At 73.4% G+C, this 18,177-nt stretch carries 11 protein-coding genes; 10 read left to right on the forward strand and 1 reads right to left on the reverse strand.

Translation table 11 applies throughout. The features are described from left to right. The first annotated feature begins 127 nt into the window (after positions 1-127). The 4 genes from Mam01_RS23610 to Mam01_RS23625 all read left to right on the forward strand — a co-directional run bounded on the left by Mam01_RS23610 (position 128) and on the right by Mam01_RS23625 (position 5,286). Positions 128-1,810 carry a CocE/NonD family hydrolase gene (locus Mam01_RS23610; RefSeq protein ID WP_204287392.1) on the forward strand — a complete coding sequence of 561 codons (1,683 nt, stop codon included), beginning with the start codon at positions 128-130 and terminating at the stop codon, positions 1,808-1,810. Positions 1,811-2,031: 221 nt separating this feature from the next. Then, positions 2,032-2,265, forward strand: a complete 234-nt coding sequence (locus Mam01_RS23615; protein ID WP_191910144.1) for a DUF3311 domain-containing protein — start codon at positions 2,032-2,034, stop codon at positions 2,263-2,265. After that, on the forward strand, positions 2,262-3,854 hold the full coding sequence (gene mctP, locus Mam01_RS23620) for a monocarboxylate uptake permease MctP (RefSeq protein WP_204287393.1): 1,593 nt from the start codon (positions 2,262-2,264) through the stop codon (positions 3,852-3,854). The genes Mam01_RS23615 and mctP overlap by 4 nt, the downstream gene beginning before the upstream one ends. Positions 3,855-3,981: 127 nt before the next feature. After that, the gene (locus tag Mam01_RS23625; RefSeq protein ID WP_204287394.1) at positions 3,982-5,286 is read left to right on the forward strand and encodes an amidohydrolase family protein; all 1,305 of its coding nucleotides are present in this window, start codon (positions 3,982-3,984) and stop codon (positions 5,284-5,286) included. A 104-nt stretch (positions 5,287-5,390) separates the two neighbouring features. On the opposite strand, the gene Mam01_RS23630 is transcribed toward Mam01_RS23625, so the two are convergent. Then, on the reverse strand, positions 5,391-6,293 hold the full coding sequence (locus tag Mam01_RS23630) for a hypothetical protein (RefSeq protein ID WP_204287395.1): 903 nt from the start codon (positions 6,291-6,293) through the stop codon (positions 5,391-5,393). Between the two features lie 760 nt (positions 6,294-7,053). Between Mam01_RS23630 and Mam01_RS23635 the strand changes: the two genes are divergently transcribed. From Mam01_RS23635 to Mam01_RS23660, 6 genes are all read left to right on the forward strand, one after another. After that, positions 7,054-9,387: a beta-L-arabinofuranosidase domain-containing protein gene (locus Mam01_RS23635; RefSeq protein ID WP_204287396.1), complete on the forward strand. Its 2,334-nt coding sequence runs from the start codon at positions 7,054-7,056 to the stop codon at positions 9,385-9,387. A 140-nt stretch (positions 9,388-9,527) separates the two neighbouring features. Next, the gene (locus Mam01_RS23640) at positions 9,528-12,854 is read left to right on the forward strand and encodes an ATP-binding protein (RefSeq protein WP_204287397.1); all 3,327 of its coding nucleotides are present in this window, start codon (positions 9,528-9,530) and stop codon (positions 12,852-12,854) included. Between the two features lie 66 nt (positions 12,855-12,920). Further along, the gene (locus Mam01_RS23645; RefSeq protein WP_204287398.1) at positions 12,921-13,577 is read left to right on the forward strand and encodes a hemerythrin domain-containing protein; all 657 of its coding nucleotides are present in this window, start codon (positions 12,921-12,923) and stop codon (positions 13,575-13,577) included. A gap of 45 nt (positions 13,578-13,622) precedes the next feature. After that, a complete protein-coding gene (locus tag Mam01_RS23650; RefSeq protein WP_204287399.1) occupies positions 13,623-16,949 on the forward strand; it encodes an ATP-binding protein in 3,327 nt (1,108 codons plus the stop codon). 93 nt (positions 16,950-17,042) lie between these two features. After that, positions 17,043-17,672: a hemerythrin domain-containing protein gene (locus Mam01_RS23655; RefSeq protein WP_239101545.1), complete on the forward strand. Its 630-nt coding sequence runs from the start codon at positions 17,043-17,045 to the stop codon at positions 17,670-17,672. A 5-nt stretch (positions 17,673-17,677) separates the two neighbouring features. After that, entirely contained in the window at positions 17,678-18,142 is a 465-nt protein-coding gene (locus Mam01_RS23660) for a nitroreductase/quinone reductase family protein (protein ID WP_204287400.1), read from the forward strand. Positions 18,143-18,177: the final 35 nt, after the last annotated feature.

The following is an 18,177-nucleotide window of genomic DNA, read 5'->3' on the forward strand; positions in this document are numbered from 1 at the left end:
TGGGAAAAGCGTAGCGGCGCGGACCGCGATCATGCAACGCGACGTGGCTGGAAGCACGACTTCCGGATAGATATTCTGTTACTGAGCAGGAAACCCGCTCTCGGCTCGGCCGGGGAGGGAGGTCGGCATGGTCCGGGTGCCGGTCAGAGTGCCGGTCCGCGTCCCGGTGCGGACGCCGGTGGGCCGCCGCGCTCCCGGAGGCCCGTACGGCTCGCCCGGCCTGCGGGTCCGGGTCCGCCGCGACGTGCCCGTGCCGATGCCGGACGGCGTGACCCTGCTGGCCGACCACTACGCCCCGGTGGGCTCCGGCCGGCCGCCGACGATCCTGATCCGCACACCGTACGGGCGGGCCGGGGTGGTCGGCTGGATGTACGGCTGGACCTTCGCCCGGCACGGCTTCCAGGTCCTGCTGCAGAGCTGCCGGGGCGGCTTCGGCTCCGGCGGCGTGCTCGACCCCCTCGTCCACGAGCAGGCGGACGGGCTGGCGACGGTCGAGTGGATGCGGGCGCAGTCGTGGTACGGCGGCTCGTTCGCCATGCACGGGCCCTCCTACCTCGGGTACACGCAGTGGGCCATCGCCGCCGAGGCGCCGGACCTGCGGGCGATGGCCGTCCAGGTCACCGCCTCGTGCTTCCGCGACGCGGCGTACGTCGGGGGGTCGTTCGCCCTGGAGTCCACCCTGATCTGGACGACCCTCACCGCCCACCTGGAGGGCAGGCTGGGCGGCGCGGCCGCGTTCATCGCGCCCCGGCGCACGCGGCGGGCCGTGCTGTCGGGCCTGGCGGGCCACCCGCTGCCGGAGCTCGATCTGCTGTCGGCGGGCCGCCCGCTGCCGTTCTTCCGCGAGCTGCTGGCCCATCACGGCGAGGCCCTCTGCACTTACTGGGACAAGAGGGACTTCTCGGCGTCGGTGGGCCAGGTCGGCGCGGAGATCACGATGACCGGCGGCTGGTACGACGTGTTCCTGCCCTGGCAGCTCAAGGACTACGCGGCGCTGCGGGCGGCCGGGCGGCGGCCGCACCTGACGATCGGGCCGTGGTACCACGCCGACATCCGGCACGGCCGGGCGGCCAACGCCGACGCCCTCGCCTGGTTCCGCGCCCACCTGCTCGGCGACCCATCAGGGCTGCGCCCCTCCCCCGTCCGGCTGTACGTCACCGGCGCCGGCGAGTGGCGGGACGAGCCGGACTGGCCGCCGCCGGGCATGCGGCCCGAGCGCTGGCACCTGCAGCCGGGCTTCGCCCTGTCCACCGCGAACCCGGCGGGCGGCGAGCCGGACCGTTACCGCTACGACCCGGCGCACCCCACGCCGGTGATCGGCGGCCCGGTGCTGATCGGCAACTCCGAGCCCCGGGACAACCGGCGGCTGGAGGCCCGGCGGGACGTGCTCGTCTACACCTCCGGCCCGCTCGGCCGGGACACCGAGATGATCGGCCCGGTGACCGCCGAACTGTTCGTCCGCACCGGCAGGGAGCACACGGACTTCGTCGTACGGGTGTGCGACGTCCATCCCGACGGCGCGTCGATGAACGTCTGCGAGGGCGTGCGGCGCCTGACCCCCGCCGACCGCGGCGACGAGGCCGGCGTGCGGCGGGTGGAGGTCGACCTGTGGCCGATGGGCCACCGGTTCCGCCGGGGGCACCGGATCCGGGTGCAGGTGGCGAGCGGGGCCTATCCGCGCATCGCCCGCAATCCCGGCACCGGGGCACCGCTCACGGCCGGCAGCACCATGGTCGCCTCCGACCAGGAGGTGCTGCACGACCCCGCCCACCCCTCGGCGGTGATCCTCCCCGCCGTCACCCCCTCCTGACCACTCCCTCCTGGCCCTCTCCTGACGACCGCGCCTGACCGGCTGTCGCTGGGCGCGCCAACACGACCGTTCGCCGATCGGTGATCCTCCTGTTACCCGCGCGTCCCTAATCTGCCGCAGAGTGACCGTCCCGCTGATCCCCGTGACCGTCCGTCGCGCGGATCTGCCGGGCACGCCTGGTCCGTGCCCGATTGGAGAACGTCGTCCGATAGGAGAACGTGTTGGCGACTCCCGATCGCCGCGATGGCCGCAGCGGCGCCCCCACCGGCGACCGCAGCCCGCTGAACTGGCTGCTGCTGCTCCCCATCGCGATCCCGCTCCTCCCGCCCCTGTTCAACGCCGTGGAACCGCGGCTGTTCGGCATACCGCTGTTCTACTGGCTGCAACTCGCCTTCATCGTGCTCGGTGTCACCACGACCACCCTCGTCTACCGCGCGACGAGGAGGAACCGGTGAAGACCACCGAGATCGTCATCTTCACGCTCCTGTTCCTGCTCGTCAGCGGCCTGGGCTTCGTGGCCGCCCGCTGGCGCCGCCCCGACGACCTCGCGAACCTGAACGAGTGGGGCCTCGGCGGGCGCGGCTTCGGAGGCTGGATCACCTGGTTCCTGGTCGGCGGCGACCTCTACACGGCCTACACGTTCGTGGCCGTGCCCGCCCTGATCTTCGGCGCCGGCGCCATGGGGTTCTACGCCGTGCCGTACACCGTGGTCGTGTATCCCATGGTGATGCTCGTGCTGGTGCGGCTGTGGTCGGTCTCGCACGTGCACAACCTCGTCACCCCGGCCGACTTCGTCCGGGTCCGCTTCGGCTCCCCCACGCTGGCCCTGCTGGTCGCGATCACCGGCATCGTCGCGACGATGCCGTACATCGCGCTGCAGCTCATCGGCATCGAGGCGGTGCTGAAGACGATGGGCGTGACCGGCGACCTGCCGCTGATCATCGCGTTCGCGATCCTCGCGGCCTACACCTACCAGTCCGGGCTGCGGGCTCCCGCGCTGATCGCGTTCGTCAAGGACTCGCTGATCTACCTGGTGATCCTGGTGGCGATCGTCTACATCCCGGCGAAGCTGGGCGGCTGGGCGTCGATCTTCGACGCCGCCAAGGCGAAGTTCGACGCGACCCCCGCGCCCGGCGACGGCATCACGCTCAACGCCAACAACCAGCTTCAGTACGTCACGCTGGCCCTCGGCTCGGCGCTGGCGCTGTTCCTCTATCCCCACAGCGTCACCGGGATCCTCGCCTCCCGCGACCGGAACGTGATCAAGCGGAACATGTCGGCCCTGCCGGCCTACAGCCTGCTGCTCGGCCTGATCGCGCTGCTCGGCTACATGGCGATCGCGGCCGGGGTCGCGCCGATCGGCAAGGACAACAACACGATCACGCCGCAGCTGTTCGACAAACTGTTCCCCGACTGGTTCGCGGGGGTCGCGTTCGCGGCCATCGGCATCGGCGCGCTCGTGCCCGCCGCCATCATGTCGATCGCGGCGGCCAACCTGTTCGCCCGCAACATCTACCGCGAGTACCTCAACCGGGACGCCACCCCGGCGCAGGAGGCCAGGGTCAGCAAGATCGCGTCGCTGGTCGTGAAGGTCGGCGCGGTGCTGGTCATCCTGGGCATCGACCCGCAGTTCTCGATCGACCTCCAGCTGATCGGCGGCGTGATCATCCTGCAGACCCTGCCGTCGGTGGGTCTCGGCCTCTACACCCGCTGGTTCCACCGCGGCGGCCTGATCGCCGGCTGGGCCGCGGGCATGGCGGCCGGGATGCTGCTGCTCTACAACATCGCCAACCCCGCCACCAAGCACGAGCACTTCGGCGGCTCGGCCTTCCCCCTGGAGAAGCTCGGGTTCGACACCAAGATCACGATCTACGCCGGGTTCCTCGCGCTGATCGTCAACCTGGTCGTCGCCGTGCTCGGGACCTTCGTGGCCCGCGCGCTGAGGAGCGCCGACGGCCCCGACGGGACCCGGCCGGAGGACTACTTCGCCGACAAGGGCGACCCGCGCGTCCACGAGCTGGAGACCACCGCGCCCGCGTCCTGACCGGTCGCGTCGGACCTGCCGCCGGCGACTTGTGGCCGGCTTGACGCGGCGGCCCGCCCGCGTGAAGCCGGCCACAAGCATGCGGTGGGACAAAGAGGCATCACCGCGAACAAGCAAGGAGACGAGGATGCCTCTCAACACCGACCTGGTGGTCACCGGCGGGCACGTGCTCAGCATGGACCCGGCCGTGCCGGACGGGCCCGCCGACGTCGTCGTCCGGGACGGCGTGATCGTCTCGGTCGGGCCCGCCGTGGAGATCCCGCCGGGGGCCCGTGTCGTGGACGCCGCCGGCTGCGTCGTGCTGCCGGGGCTGGTCGACACCCACCGTCACACCTGGCAGTCGGCGCTGCGCCACATCGGCCTGGACTGGAGCCTGACGGACTACTTAGGCGCCGCGTTCCTCGGGCTCGGCCCGAACTTCCGGCCCGAGGACGTCTACGCGGGCACCCTGGTGGGCGCGCTCGGCGCACTGGAGTGCGGCATCACCACCCTGGTCGACTGGTCCCACATCCAGAACACCCCCGCGCACGGCGACGCCGCCGTCGCCGCACTGCGCGACAGCGGGATCCGCGGCGTGTTCGCGTACGGCTGGCCGCAGACGGACGCGCTGAGCTGGGTGGGCGAGCACAGCGACGCGGAGCTGCCCGCCGACGTCCGCCGGATCAGGGACGTGCTCCACGACGACGGCGCGCGCGTGACCATGGCCCTCGCGGCGCGCGGCCCCGAGATGTCGGCCCCCTCCGCCACCCGGCGCGACCTGCTGCTCGCGCGGGAGCTCGGCCTGCGGGTCACCATGCACGTCGGCAGGGCGGGCAGCGTCGACCGGCTGCACGGGGAGGGCCTGCTCGACGAGACGGTCACGCTGGTCCACGCGAGCGCCGTCGGCGACGACGAGCTGAAGCTCGCCGCCGACGCGGGCACGACCGCGAGCGTCGCGCCGTTCATCGAGATGACCATGCCCGGGCTCGGCTCGCCCGCCACCGGCCGCCTCCTGCGGGCGGGCGTCGTCACCGGGCTCGGCGCCGACACCGAGATCGCCACCTCGGGGGACATGTTCACGCAGATGCGGGCCGCGCTCGCCCACCACCGCTTCACCGGGGACGGCGCGCCGCTGACCGCTGGCCGCCTGCTGCGGATGACCACCGCCGACGGCGCGGCGGTGGCCGGGCTCGGGGCGGTCACCGGCAGCCTCACCCCCGGCAAGCGCGCCGACCTCGTCGTGGTCGACGCCGGAACCCCCGCGACGGCGCCGGTGCTCGACCACCTCGCCTCCGTCGTGCTCGCCGCCCATCCCGGACTGGTCCGTACGGTGGTGTGCGACGGCGTGCTCGTCAAGCACGACGGGGTGCTCACGGGGCCGGTCGCACGGGCCGGGGAGGTCGCGGCCGAGAGCCTCGCCCACCTGCGCCACACCATGCCCGGCCTGCTGTGAGCACCGGAGTCCCTCCGCCGGGGCGTGCGGAGGGGCTCCGGGCACAGCGATCAGCAGGCCGGATCGGCAGCCCGGATCAGCAACCGCCGATCAACACGCGCGGATCAGCCGGGCGGGAGGTTGCCGTTCTTGGCGACCGGCAGGGCCACCTGGTCGGCGCCGAGCAGGGTGGCCTGCTCGGCCGGGAGACCGGCGAGCACGGGGTCGATGTGCCGCAGGCCCAGCGAGACCGAGGTGGGCAGCGCCTGGGTGATCGCGTCGAACTTCTCCAGGTCGATCCACCGCACGATGTCGAGCACCGCGCTCGGGATGGTGTCCCCGGCCTTCTGCACCGGGACGCACAGCTGACGGGCGTACAGGATGTCCGCTTTGTGGGTGGGAATCTGGGAGGTGAGGACGGGATTGAGCTGACGCAGGGACACCGTCTGGTTCAGCGCGGTGTTGGGGGTGATCCCGTAGCACTTGAGATCGATGTAACGGACGAGCTGCAGCACGTCGGCGGGCGGGACCGCGTTGTTCTTCACGACCGGCACGCACAACTGCTGCGGCGTGTTCATGGAGATCTTCGTGCGCGGCAGGTTCTGGAACAGCGGATTGAGATGGCTGAGCACGAGATCCGTGTTCACCGTGGCGCCGGAGATCTTGTAGCAGGACAGGTCGACGTACTTGATGAAATCGATCGCGGGTGACGGCGGCTCCTGCGAGTTCTTGGCGACCGGGACGCACAGCTGCTCACGCTGGCCCAGGGTGACGGTCTCGACCGGCAGGTTGCCGAGCACGGGATTGAGGTGCCGCACCGTGATCTGGACGGCCGGCGGCTGGTAGGCGCTGGTCCGGTAGCACTCGAGGTCGAGGTAGGCGGTCAGGCTCTTCGGCGTCGGCAGCGTGACGGCGCCGACGGGCGGCACGCTGAGGAGCACCACGGCGAGCGCCGCGAGCACGGCCGACGCGAAACGCCGGAACGTCGTTCTTCCACGGGCGGGAATTCGGATTACGGCTCGGTCCACTGCGGCTCCAGAGAATGGGAGAGGAATCGTTGCCAGGAGTGTGTGCCGCCGTGACCGGCCAGACAATATCGCCGAGGTCGCGCCGGGAGTCCGCCCCCATGAGCCGGGAACACGAAATCCTCCGGTAATACGCCGTTCAGCCCCCCGGAAAACGGTTTGCGGCCCGATCGGACCGGGACCCCGGCCTTTCCGCGGCGTTTCGCCCCCGGCCGGAAATTCCGCAGGCATCCGGCCGGACGCCGGAAATCACGCCGCCGAAATATCCATGAAAAGCACCCGGGGGAATACCGGCCGCGGTTCGTTTCGGCCGCCACAATCGGCGGCCCGGCCGGCCGGGCCGCGCCCGGATCGGAAAAGGATTGCCCCCTGGCGGCCGCCTGTGAAACTTTCAGCGCCACCAGGCGGTGGCGAGACCGGGCGCCCGGCAGGACGCGCCACGGATGGGCCACGTCCGGCCCGGAAAAGGATTGCCTGGCGGGCGGCCACCCGGTGGAACGTTCAGCGCCACCCTGCGGGACGAAGCGAGACACCCGGCAGGACCCCCACGCCCGTCCGCGCCCGGCCCCGGGATTGACAGATCCTCACGGCGTCATGTTTGCTCCCACCCACCACCACCCAGACCCGACAAAAGGGGTCGCCCGGACCCACGTGTTAGCGCTAACACCTTCCTCCGCAGGCCCTTGTCGCTGGCTCGCGGCGGCGGATGTCAGCGCTGACCGGGAATGCCCGGCAGCCCCTGTCGTGACCTCCAGGAGGCCTCATGCCGTCCCCGTCGCTCAGCCGCCGTCAGCTGCTGCAGGCGGCCGGTGTCGCCGTCGTCGCGTCCACCACCGGCGGGGTCGCCGGCGCCTCGGCGGCGGCCGCCGCCGTCGCGCCGTCCCGGCCCGACATCGGCGTCTCGGCGTACCCGTTCGAGCTGGGCCAGGTGCGGCTGACGACCAGCCGCTGGCTGGACAACCAGAACCGCACGCTCTCCTATCTCCAGTTCGTCGACGTCAACCGGATGCTGTACAACTTCCGGGCCAACCACCGGCTGTCCACCAACGGCGCCGCCACGAACGGCGGGTGGGACGCCCCCTCGTTCCCGTTCCGCACCCACATGCAGGGCCACCTCCTGACCGCGTGGGCCCAGGCGTACGCCGTGCTCGGCGACACCACCTGCCGGGACAAGGCCACCACCATGGTCGCCGAGCTGGCCAAGTGCCAGGCGAACAACGGCGCCGCCGGGTTCAACACCGGATACCTGTCCGGCTTTCCCGAGTCGGACTTCACCGCCCTCGAAGCCCGCACGCTGAGCAACGGCAACGTCCCGTACTACTGCATCCACAAGACGCTGACCGGCCTGCTCGACGTGTGGCGCCTCATCGGCAGCACCCAGGCGCGCGACGTGCTGCTGGCGCTCGCCGGCTGGGTCGACTGGCGGACGAGCAGGCTGAGCAGCAGCCAGATGCAGAACATGCTGGGCACCGAGTTCGGCGGGATGAACGCGGTGCTGACCGACATCTACCAGCAGACGGGCGACGGGCGCTGGCTCACCGTCGCGCAGCGGTTCGACCACGCCGCCGTGTTCAACCCCCTGGCGTCGAACCAGGACCAGCTGAACGGCCTGCACGCCAACACCCAGGTGCCCAAGTGGATCGGCGCGGCCCGGGAGTACAAGGCCACCGGCACGACCCGCTACCGGGACATCGCCGTCAACGCCTGGAACATCACCACCGGCGCGCACACCTACGCGATCGGCGGCAACAGCCAGGCCGAGCACTTCCGGGCGCCCAACGCGATCGCCGGGTATCTCACCAACGACACCTGCGAGCACTGCAACACCGTCAACATGCTCAACCTGACCCGCGAGCTGTGGACGCTCAACCCCGACCGGGTCGCGTACGTGGACTTCTACGAGCAGGCGCTGCTCAACCACGTCATCGGCGCGCAGAACCCGTCCGACGGCCACGGGCACGTCACCTACTTCACCCCGCTCAAGCCGGGCGGCCGGCGCGGCGTGGGCCCGGCGTGGGGCGGCGGCACCTGGAGCACCGACTACAACTCGTTCTGGTGCTGCCAGGGGACGGGGGTGGAGGTCAACACGAGGCTGATGGACTCCATCTACTTCTACAACGGCACCACGCTGACGGTGAACCTGTTTATGCCGTCGACGCTGAACTGGACCCAGCGCGGCATCACGGTCACGCAGACGACGTCCTATCCGGCGAGCGACACCACGACGCTGCAGGTCACCGGCAACGTGAGCGGCTCGTGGTCCATGCGCGTCCGCATCCCGTCGTGGGCCTCCGGCGCCACGATCAGCGTGAACGGCGCCCAGCAGGACGTGGCCGCCACTCCCGGCACCTACGCCGTCCTCACCCGGTCGTGGACCTCCGGCGACACCGTCACCGTGCGGCTGCCCATGCGGGTGGTCGTGAAGGCCTCCAACGACAACGCCAACGTCGCGGCGGTCACCTACGGGCCGGTCGTGCTGTCGGGCAACTACGGCAACACCTCGCTGTCGGCGCCGCCCTCCCTGAACACCGGGTCGATCACCCGCACCAGCACCACGGCGCTCGCCTTCACGGCCACGGCCAACGGCTCGACCGTCAACCTCGGCCCGTTCTACGACGCGCACGGCTACAACTACACCGTCTACTGGAACACCAGCGGGCAGGGCAACGGCGGAACGGGAAGCTACCGGCTGGTCAACGCGGCCAGCGGCCTGGTCCTCGGCATCCAGAACATGTCCACCGCGGACGGCGGTCTCGCGCTGCAGTGGACCGACAACGGCACCGCCGACCACAACTGGGTGATGGTGACCGACGGCAACGCCGTGCGGTTCCGCAACGTCAACAGCGGCAAGGTGCTGGGCGTGGAGAACATGTCCGCCAACGACGGCGCCCGCGTCCTGCAGTGGTCCGACAACGGCACCGCCGACCACCGGTGGACTCTGGTCGACAACGGCGACGGAACCTACAAGATCCGCAACGTGAACAGCGGCAAGCTGCTCGCCATCCAGAACAACTCCACCGCCAACGGCGCCCAGGCCGTCCAGGACTCCGACAACGGGACCGCCGACAACCGGTGGCGGCTGGTGGCCAACAACTAGAACCCGACCGGCAGGCCGTCGGCGCGGCGTGCCGGTCGGTGGGCCGGCGACGGCGCGCGACCGGCACCGGCGGTTCGCGGACGCCCCGGGGACGGCCGGGATGCCACGATCAGAGCGCGATGATCTGGCACAATCCCGGCATGGCAGTCATGTTCCGGGTGCTCGGCCCGGTCGAGGCGTACGTCGACGGCGTCCCCGTCGACCTCGGCGGGCCGAGGCCGCGGCTGCTGATGGCGCGCCTGCTGATCGCCGGGGGCGCAACGGTGTCGGTGGACGCGATCCTCGACGACCTGTACGACGGCGCCCCTCCGCCCCGCGCGCTGAGCACCCTGCACAGCTACGTCTCCGTCCTGCGCCGGGTGTTAGAGCCGGGGCGCGCGCCCCGCACCCCGTCGTCGGTCCTGATCAGCCGCCCGCCCGGGTACGCCCTCGGCCCGCACGAGGTGGACGCCGAGGAGTTCCTGCGGCTGGCCAGGGCCGGCGAGCCCGAACGCGCGCTCACCCTGTGGCGTGGCGCGCCATACGAGGAGTTCGGCGACGTTCCCTGGCTCCGGCCGGAGATCGAGCGGCTGGCCGAGGCCCGCCTGGTGACCCGGGAGCGGCTGCTGCAGGGGCGGGTCGGCGACCCGCACGTGGTGGGTGAGCTGGAGGCCCTGGTTGCCGAGCACCCCCTCCGGGAAGGGCTGTGGGAGCTGCTCGCCCGCACGCTCTACGCACTCGGACGGCAGGCGGACGCGCTGGAGGCGCTGCGTACGGCCCGCGCCCGGCTGGCCGGTGAGCTCGGCCTGGACCCCGGCCCCGCGCTGCGGCGGCTGGAGGAGGCGATCCTCACCCAGGACCCGGCTCTGGACCGTGCCCCGGCTCTTGTTCCGGACCCGCCTCCCGTACGGATCGGCGTAGGAATCGGTGCGGTCCCCGGCGGCGGGCACGCGGAGGGGACGTCGCCGGAACGGCGGGCCGTCGGCCGGGAGAGCCAGCTCGACCGGCTGGCCGGACTGGCGCACGACGTGGCCCGGGGGGCGACCCGGGGGCCGGGACTCGCGGTGATCTCGGGCGAGCCGGGGATCGGCAAGACGTGGCTCGCGGAGGCGTTCGCGGAGCGGCTGACCGCCGACGGCTGGCAGGTCGCGTGGGGCCGGTGCCACGAGACGTCGGGCGCCCCCGCCCTGTGGCCCTGGCAGCAGGTCGCCCGGGACCTCGGCGAGCGCGTGCCCCCACCGGCCGCGTGGGCCGCCTCCCTGCGGGTGCTGCTCGGCGGCTCCCCCGGCGTCCCCCTCAGCAACTCCCCCGCCGAGGCGGGCGAGGCCCGGTTCCTGCTGCACCAGGCCACGGCGGCGTACCTGCAGACGGTCGCCGCCGGCCGCCCGCTCCTCGTGGTGATCGAGGACCTCCAGTGGGCCGACGCGGCCTCACTGGGCCTGCTGTCGGACCTCGCGCCGCTGCTGCGCGGCGCGATCGCGATCGTGGTCACCGTGCGCTCCGGCGAGGGCTCCCCCGCCGTGTACGACGCGCTCGGCCTCCTCGGACGGCACGACGCCCTCCGCCTCCCACTGGCCGGGCTCGACCCCGCCTCGGTGGCGGAGCTGTCGGGCCTGCGCGACCCGGTGAGCGTCGCGGCGCTCGCCGAGCGCACCAGGGGCAACCCGCTGTTCGTCCGCGAGACCCTCCGCCTGGCCGAGGACCAGGGCCTCGAACGGGCGCTCACGGGGGTGCCCGAGGGGCTGGCCGACGTGCTACGCCGCCGCCTGCTGAACCTCCCCGCCCCGTTCCGTCCCGCCGTCGACGCCGCGGCGGTGCTCGGCGCGGGCGCGGACCGGTCGCTGCTCGCCGAGGTCGCCGGGACGGCCGCCAAGACGGGCACCGGGACCGCGGCCGTGATGGATGTGGACGAGGCGCTCGACGCCGCGATCGCCATGCGGATCCTCGGCGAGGACCTGCGGTTCACCCACGACCTGGCCAGGGAGACGGTCTACGCCGACATCCCGCTCCGTGGGCGCGCCGCTCTGCACCTGGCCGCGCTGCGGGCGCTGGAACGGCGGCCGGGGTCGGATCTCGCGCTGCTGGCCCGGCACGCGCTGGCGGCGGGGCCGGAGGCCGCGGCGGACGCGGTGCGCTGGGCGTCGGCCACGGCGCGGCAGGCGGCCGGCCGGTACGCCCACGAGGACGCCGCGCAGTGGTGGCGCCGGGCGGTCGAGGCACACGGGACGCTTCCCGGCGCCGACCCGCGCGATCACGTCGAACTGCTGCTGGAGCTGGTCCGGGCGCAGCTCGCCGCCGGTGACGGCTTCACGGCCCGGCAGACCCGCGCGGAGGCGGTGCTCGCCGCCGACCGGTCGGGCGGCCCGCTGCTCGCCGCGCGGGCGCTGACCAGCCTGGACGCCCCCGGACTGTGGAAGTTCTACACCTACGGCGACGTCGAGCTGCACACCGTGCGGCGGATCGAGGAGGCTCTCGCCGAGCTGCCGGAGGAGGACTCCGAGCTGCGCTGCCGCCTGCTCGGCTGCCTGGGGATGGAACGTTACGACGGCTCCGCCGACCCCCGGTGCGACAGCGCCACGGCCGAGGCGCTGGCGATGGCCCGCCGTCTGACCGCCTCGGGGAAGGCCGGCCCGGAACTGCTGGCCATCACCCTGAACGCCCGGTATCTGGGCGTCCAGCTCCCCGAGCACATGCCGGAGCTCGACGCGATCGGCGAGGAGCTCACCCGGCTCGGGCTGCCCGGATTCGAGCTGCTCGGCCACATGATCAGGGAGCGGACCCGGCTGGAGCTGTTCGACGTGGCGGGCGCCGACCGGGCCGCCGAGCGGGCGGGCGTGCTGGTGGAGCGGCTCGACCTCCCCTGGCCCCGGTTCCAGCACCTCATCTGGACCGGCACCCGGCGTCTGCTCGACGGCGACTTCGAGGGCGCCGCCAACGCGTACGCCGCGGCGGCCGAGGCCGGTGAACGGCTCAACCTGTGGCACACCGCCACCGCGCTCTCCACGGCGCTGTTGACCCGGCACCTCATGATGCGGGACCTCGACGGTGCCGAGGAACTGCTGGAACGGCACTCTCCCTTCCCCGCGCACCGGCAGATCGCCGGCGTGCTCATCGGCGACTGGCGGGGCGACCCCGGGCCGGCCCTGGCGGCCCGCGAGCAGGGCTGGCGCCCGCTGCCGCGCGACTTCGGCGAACTGCCGAGCCTGTGCCTGCTGGGCGAGGCCCAGATCGTGGCGGGCGACCACGACGCGTGCGCGTACACCTACCGCAGGCTCCTGCCGTACGAGGACCGGATCGCCCTCGGGGCGGGGACGTTCTGCGCCGGGCCGGTCGGCTACTTCCTGGGGCGGCTCGCCCACCTGGGCGGGGCGGCCGGCCCGGAGACGGCGCGGGCGCATCTGGAGACCGCCGCGGAGCGATGCGCGGCGGCCGGGCTGAGCTGGTGGGCCGCCACGATCACCCGCGAGCGCGACGCCGTGCCCGGGTGACCGCGGGAAAGCGGGCCACAAGTGGGCGTTGAGTCGCGATGAAGACGCCTCGCGCATGGTGGGGTCATGACAACACCGAAAACACCGACGCAGACCAGGCGCCGCCCGGGTGAGCCCGCCCCCGACCTCGTCGCCTTCCTCCTCTTCCACAACGGGCTACGGCGCGAGTTCGCCAGGCTGGCCGACGCCCTCGACCGCTGTGATCCCCGCGACGAGCGGCGCCGCGCGGTCGCCGACGAGCACCTCGCGCTGCTGCTGCGCGTCCTGCACCACCACCACACCGAGGAGGACGAGGCGATCTGGCCGCTCCTGCGGGGCCTGGTCCCGGAGGCCGCGCCCGTGCTCGACCGGCTGGAGGCCGACCACCAGGAGATGGACGCCGTGATCGGACGCCTGTCGGCCGGCGGACGGCCGGCCCGCGAGGTCACCACCGACCTGCGTGCACTGGACCGGCTCCTGAACACCCACCTCGACCTGGAGGAGTCCGAGGCTGTCCCACTGATCAGGGAGCACGTCAGCGCGGCCTGGTGGGAGGCGTCCGCCAAGAAGGTCATCAAGAGCCACGGCCGCGACCTGCCGATGCTCGCCGCCTGGCTCCTCGACACTGCGACGCCCGCCGATCGCGACCACATCCTCGCCACGGGCCCGGTCGTCATGCGGGTCCTCTACCGCCTCTCCTGGCGCCGTGCCTACGAGCGCCGGATTTCCCAGGTGTACGGCTGACGGAGGCTGGGCCGGGCAGGGGAACGGTCCTATGCTCTCCTGACGATGGTGCGCTTATGGGTGCTCGGCCGGTTCCGGGCCGAGGTCGAAGGACGTCCGGTCGATCTGGGGCCGCCGCTCCAGCGAGCGGTGATCGCGAGGCTGGTCTGCGCCGGCGGGCACGTGGTGTCGACGGACCGGTTCATCGAGGACCTGTGGCAGGGCCAGCCCCCGCCGAAGGCCCTGGGGGCGTTGCAGGTCTACGTCTCCAACCTCCGCCGCCTCCTCGAACCGGGCCGGGCGCCCCGCACCCCGGCGGGCGTCCTGGTGACCGCCCCGCCCGGATACCTGCTGCAGCTCGGCGCCGACGCCGTCGACGCGTGGCGGTTCCCGGCGCTGGTCGACGCGGCTGCGGACCTGCTCGGCCGGGGCGAGCCGGGCGGGGCGCTGCGCGCGGTCGACGAGGCCCTGTCGCTGTGGAAGGGGCCCGCCTTCGCCGAGTTCGCCGACCAGGACTGGGCGGTCCCCGAGGCGTCGCGGCTGGAGGAGCTGCGGATCACGGCCGTGGAGTACCGCGCGGAGGCGGGGCTGGCGCTCGGCAGGCACGCGGAGATCGCGCCCGAGCTGGAGCGCCACGTCGTCGCCCACCCGTTGCGGGAGAACGCGGTGCGGCTGCTCGCCCTGGCCTACTACCGGTCGGGGCGGCAGGCCGACGCGCTGGCGGCGCTGCGCCGCACCCGGAACCTGCTCGCCGAGGAGCTCGGCGTCGACCCGGGCCCGGCCCTGAAGACGCTCGAAGCGGACATCCTCGCGCACAGTGACAGCCTCGGCGCGTCAGGGACCGCCGCCGCGGTCGTCGTTCCCGCCCGCGCGCCTGCCACCACCCCGCCAGCGCCGGCCACCGCGCCGGCCACCGCGCCGCCCGCCCGGATGATCGGCCGTACGGCGGAGCTCGCCCGGCTGGTCTCCGCCGCCGGACAGGCGGCGCGCGGGTTCCGCGTGGCCTGGATCGGCGGCGATCCCGGCGCGGGCAAGAGCACGCTGGCCGACGCCCTGCTCCGCCACGCGGGCGGCGAGGGCCTGCGCACCGCGGTCGGCCGGTGCCCCGAGACGCTCGGCGGCGTGCCGCCCGCGTGGGCCTGGAGCGAGATCCTGCGCGGCCTGTTCGCCGCGCATCCCCCGGCCCCCGGCGTGGAGGCGCGGCTCGCTCCCCTGCTGCGGGAGGGCTCCTCCGGTCCCGGCCAGTTCTGGCTGGCCCAGGCCGTGGGCGACTATCTGGAGAGCGTGCCGGGGCCGCTGCTGCTCGTGCTGGAGGATGTGCATCGCGCCGACGACGCGACGCTGGAGATCCTGCGGCACCTGGCGGCCAGGCTGGCGCGGACCCCGATCCTGGTGGTCCTGACGCTCCGCCCGGCCGAGGCGGGCGACGACCTGGTCGCGGCCCGAGCCGCCCTGGCCGTGCGGACGGCCGAGAACGTGACCCTCCAGGGCCTCGGCGAGGACGACGTCCACCGGCTGCTGGCGGACCGCTCGAGGGTGGAGGTGGACGCGGCCGTCGCCCGCACGGTCGCCGAGCGGACCGGCGGCAACCCGCTGTTCGTGGCCGAGACCGCCCGGCTGCTCGCGACCGAGGGGGCGTCGGCGGCCCGGTCGCTGCCGCCCGGGGTGCGCGACCTCATCCGCAGGCGGGTCGCCCGCCTCCCCGCGACGGCCCGGACGGCCCTGCGCAACGCCGCCCTCATGGGCCGCGACGCCGACGTCGACGTTCTGGTCGCCGTCCAGGACGCCGACGAGGAGACCGTGCTCGACGGCCTCGAGGCGGGGGTGCTCGCCGGGCTGCTCACCGAACCGGGTCCCGGCACGGTCCGCTTCACGCACGTCCTCGTCCGCGAGACGCTGTACGAGGACATCCCCCGGCTGCGCCGTACGCGGCTGCACGCGAGGGTCCTCGCCGCGCTGGAGCGGGTGCGCCCCGGCGACGTCGGCGCGCTCGGCTACCACGCGCTGGCCGCCGCCACGGCGGCCACCGCCCCCGAGGCCGCGCGGTACGCGCGCCGGGCGGCCGAGCGGGCGTCCGCCGTCTACGCCCACAGGGAGGCCGCCACCCTGCTGGAGGGCGCCCTCGACGCCCTGGACCTCGCCCGGAGTGGGACGGCCGAGCCGGGGGCGGACGACGACGTCCGGCTCGATCTGCTCTGCCGCCTGGTCTCCGCCCAGGCGAGCGCGGGCGACGTCATCCGGGCGACGGCCACCCGGGGACGCGCCCTGGCGGTGGCGAGGCGGCTCGGCGACCCCGCGGCCCTCGCCCGCGCGGCGACCGCGCACGACGCTCCCATGCTCTGGCAGAACGACCCGGTGCTCGACGTCGAGGTCGTGGAGGTGATCCGCGCCTGTCTGCCCACCGCGACGGGCGAGCTGCGGTGCCGGCTGCTCGCGGCCCTGGCGCAGGAGCTGGGCGGCCACGACGAGGAGGCGGTCGACAAGGCGAGCGCCGAGGCCGTGGAGATCGCCCGCGGCATCGGCGACCCCCGCCTGCTGTGCCTGGCGCTCGGCGCGCGCTACTGGTCGGCCTTCGTGCCGGGCCGCCGTGACGAGCTGGAGCCGCTCGGGCACGAACTGCTGGAGGTCTCCGCCCGCGCCGGGCTGCTCGGTTACCAGACGGTCGGCCACCACGCGTTGTGCATGGTCGCGCTCGGGCGCAACGACTGGGCCACGGCCGAGCGGCACGCCCGGCGGGCGGTGGAATACTCCACCAGCGGCCAGCTGGGCCTGGTCCTCGCCATCATCGCGTTCCTCGACGCCCTCCGCCTGCTGGTGAAGGGCGAGTTCGAGCGGGCCGAGTCGGCCTACACCGTCCTGTCCGACCGGATGGGCGAGGCCGGCGGAGCCAACGCCGCCGTCTTCGGCAGCCTGGCCCGCTTCACCGTACGCCTCGCCTGCGGCCGGGCGCACGAGTCGGTGGACGAGCTCGCCGCCGCGCGCGACCAGATCCCCGGGGAGGTCGACGAGTTCTACGTCAGCGCGCTGCTGGCCGCCGGGCGCCTGGAGGAGGCGCGGTCCGCCTGGCCGGTGGACCGCCTGCCCACCCGCTGGGTCTATCACACGATCAACATGGCGCTACGCGCCGGCACCGCGATGGCCCTCGGCGCCCGGGAGGTGGCCGAGGAGTGCCACCGCCTGCTCCTCCCGTTCCGGGAGGAGATGATCGGCCTGCACACCGTGGCGATCACGCTCGGCCCCGGCGGGCTCGTGCTCGGGCGGCTGGCGGAGTTCCTGGGCGACCCCGCCGAGGCGGCGGAGCACTACGCCACGGCCGCGAGAGTCGCGGAGCGGCTGGGCTCGCCGCACTGGCGGGAGGAGGCGCTGCGGGCGCTCGGCACGCCGGGGTCGTGAGCGCGGGCCCGCCAAGTGGCCGCCAAACGACCGTTTAGCGGGCCGGGCCACCGTGGTTCCGAGACACACACTCGGACATCACGGAGGCTCACCTTGGACACCCCCGATCTCACCGGCATCCGCATCGTCCACCGCGCCATGCGCGGCGACCTGCACCGGCTCCGTACGGCGGCAGAGGACCTCGACGCGGGACGCCGGCGGGCGGACGGAGCCCGCGCCGCCGCCATCGCCCGCTACGCGGAGGACGTCTGCGCGGCGATCCACCATCACCACAGCAGGGAGGACGAGATCGTCTGGCCGGTCATCGAACGGTCGGCGGGCGCCGCCGTGGACCTCGCCGACCTGTCCGACGACCACTCCGAGCTCGACCCCCTGCTCGACAGGGTCCGCGTGACGGCGCGGGCGTTCGCCGCGGGCGGGGGCGCGGGCGAGCTGGCGGCCGCGCTGCGGACGCTCTCCGACCTCATCGACGAGCACATCGAGGAGGAGGAGCGGAGGATCTTCCCGGTCATCGAGAAGTACGTCCCGGCGGCCGACTGGAAGGCGATGGAGAAGTCGCTCAGAGGCGGCGACCCGCGTTTCGAGCTCAGCTGGGCCGACCGGTACGCGACCCCGGACGAGATGGCGCACATCCGCCGGCTGGCCGGGCCGGTCCTCAGCCTGCTGCTGATCCTGATCCGCCCCGGCCAGCGGCGCCGTCAGCGGCTCGTCTTCGGGGGCTGAGCGCGATGGCCAGGCGATCCCGCCTGTTCAACACGGCCATCCGGCACATCTGCGACTGGCAGGTGCGCACCTACCGCCGGAGCGGCGGGCGCCGGCCCGCCACCATGCGCGGCATCCCCGTCCTGCTCCTCACGACCCGGGGCCGCAGAACCGGCCTGCTCCGCACCCGGCCGGTCGGGTACGGCAGGGACGGCCGCCGGTTCGTCGTGATCGCCTCGAACGGCGGCGACGACGCGACTCCCGCGTGGTGGCTCAACCTCCGCGACGACCCCGTGGCCGAGCTGGAGGTGGGCGGCCCCGGCGGGCTCGACGTGGTCAAGGTGCGCGCGAGCGAGGCCGAGGGTGAGGAGCGTGACCGCCTGTGGCGGATGATGAGCCGGCGGTACCCCGTCTACCTGAAGTACACGGAGATGACCTCGCGCCGCATCCCGGTCGTGGTGCTCGAACCCTTCGACGCCCCGCCACCGTGATCGCCGTACCCGGGTGCGGCGGGCCGGGCGCGGGG

The organism is Microbispora amethystogenes (genome assembly GCF_016863015.1).
In the GTDB taxonomy this organism is placed as follows: domain Bacteria; phylum Actinomycetota; class Actinomycetes; order Streptosporangiales; family Streptosporangiaceae; genus Microbispora; species Microbispora amethystogenes.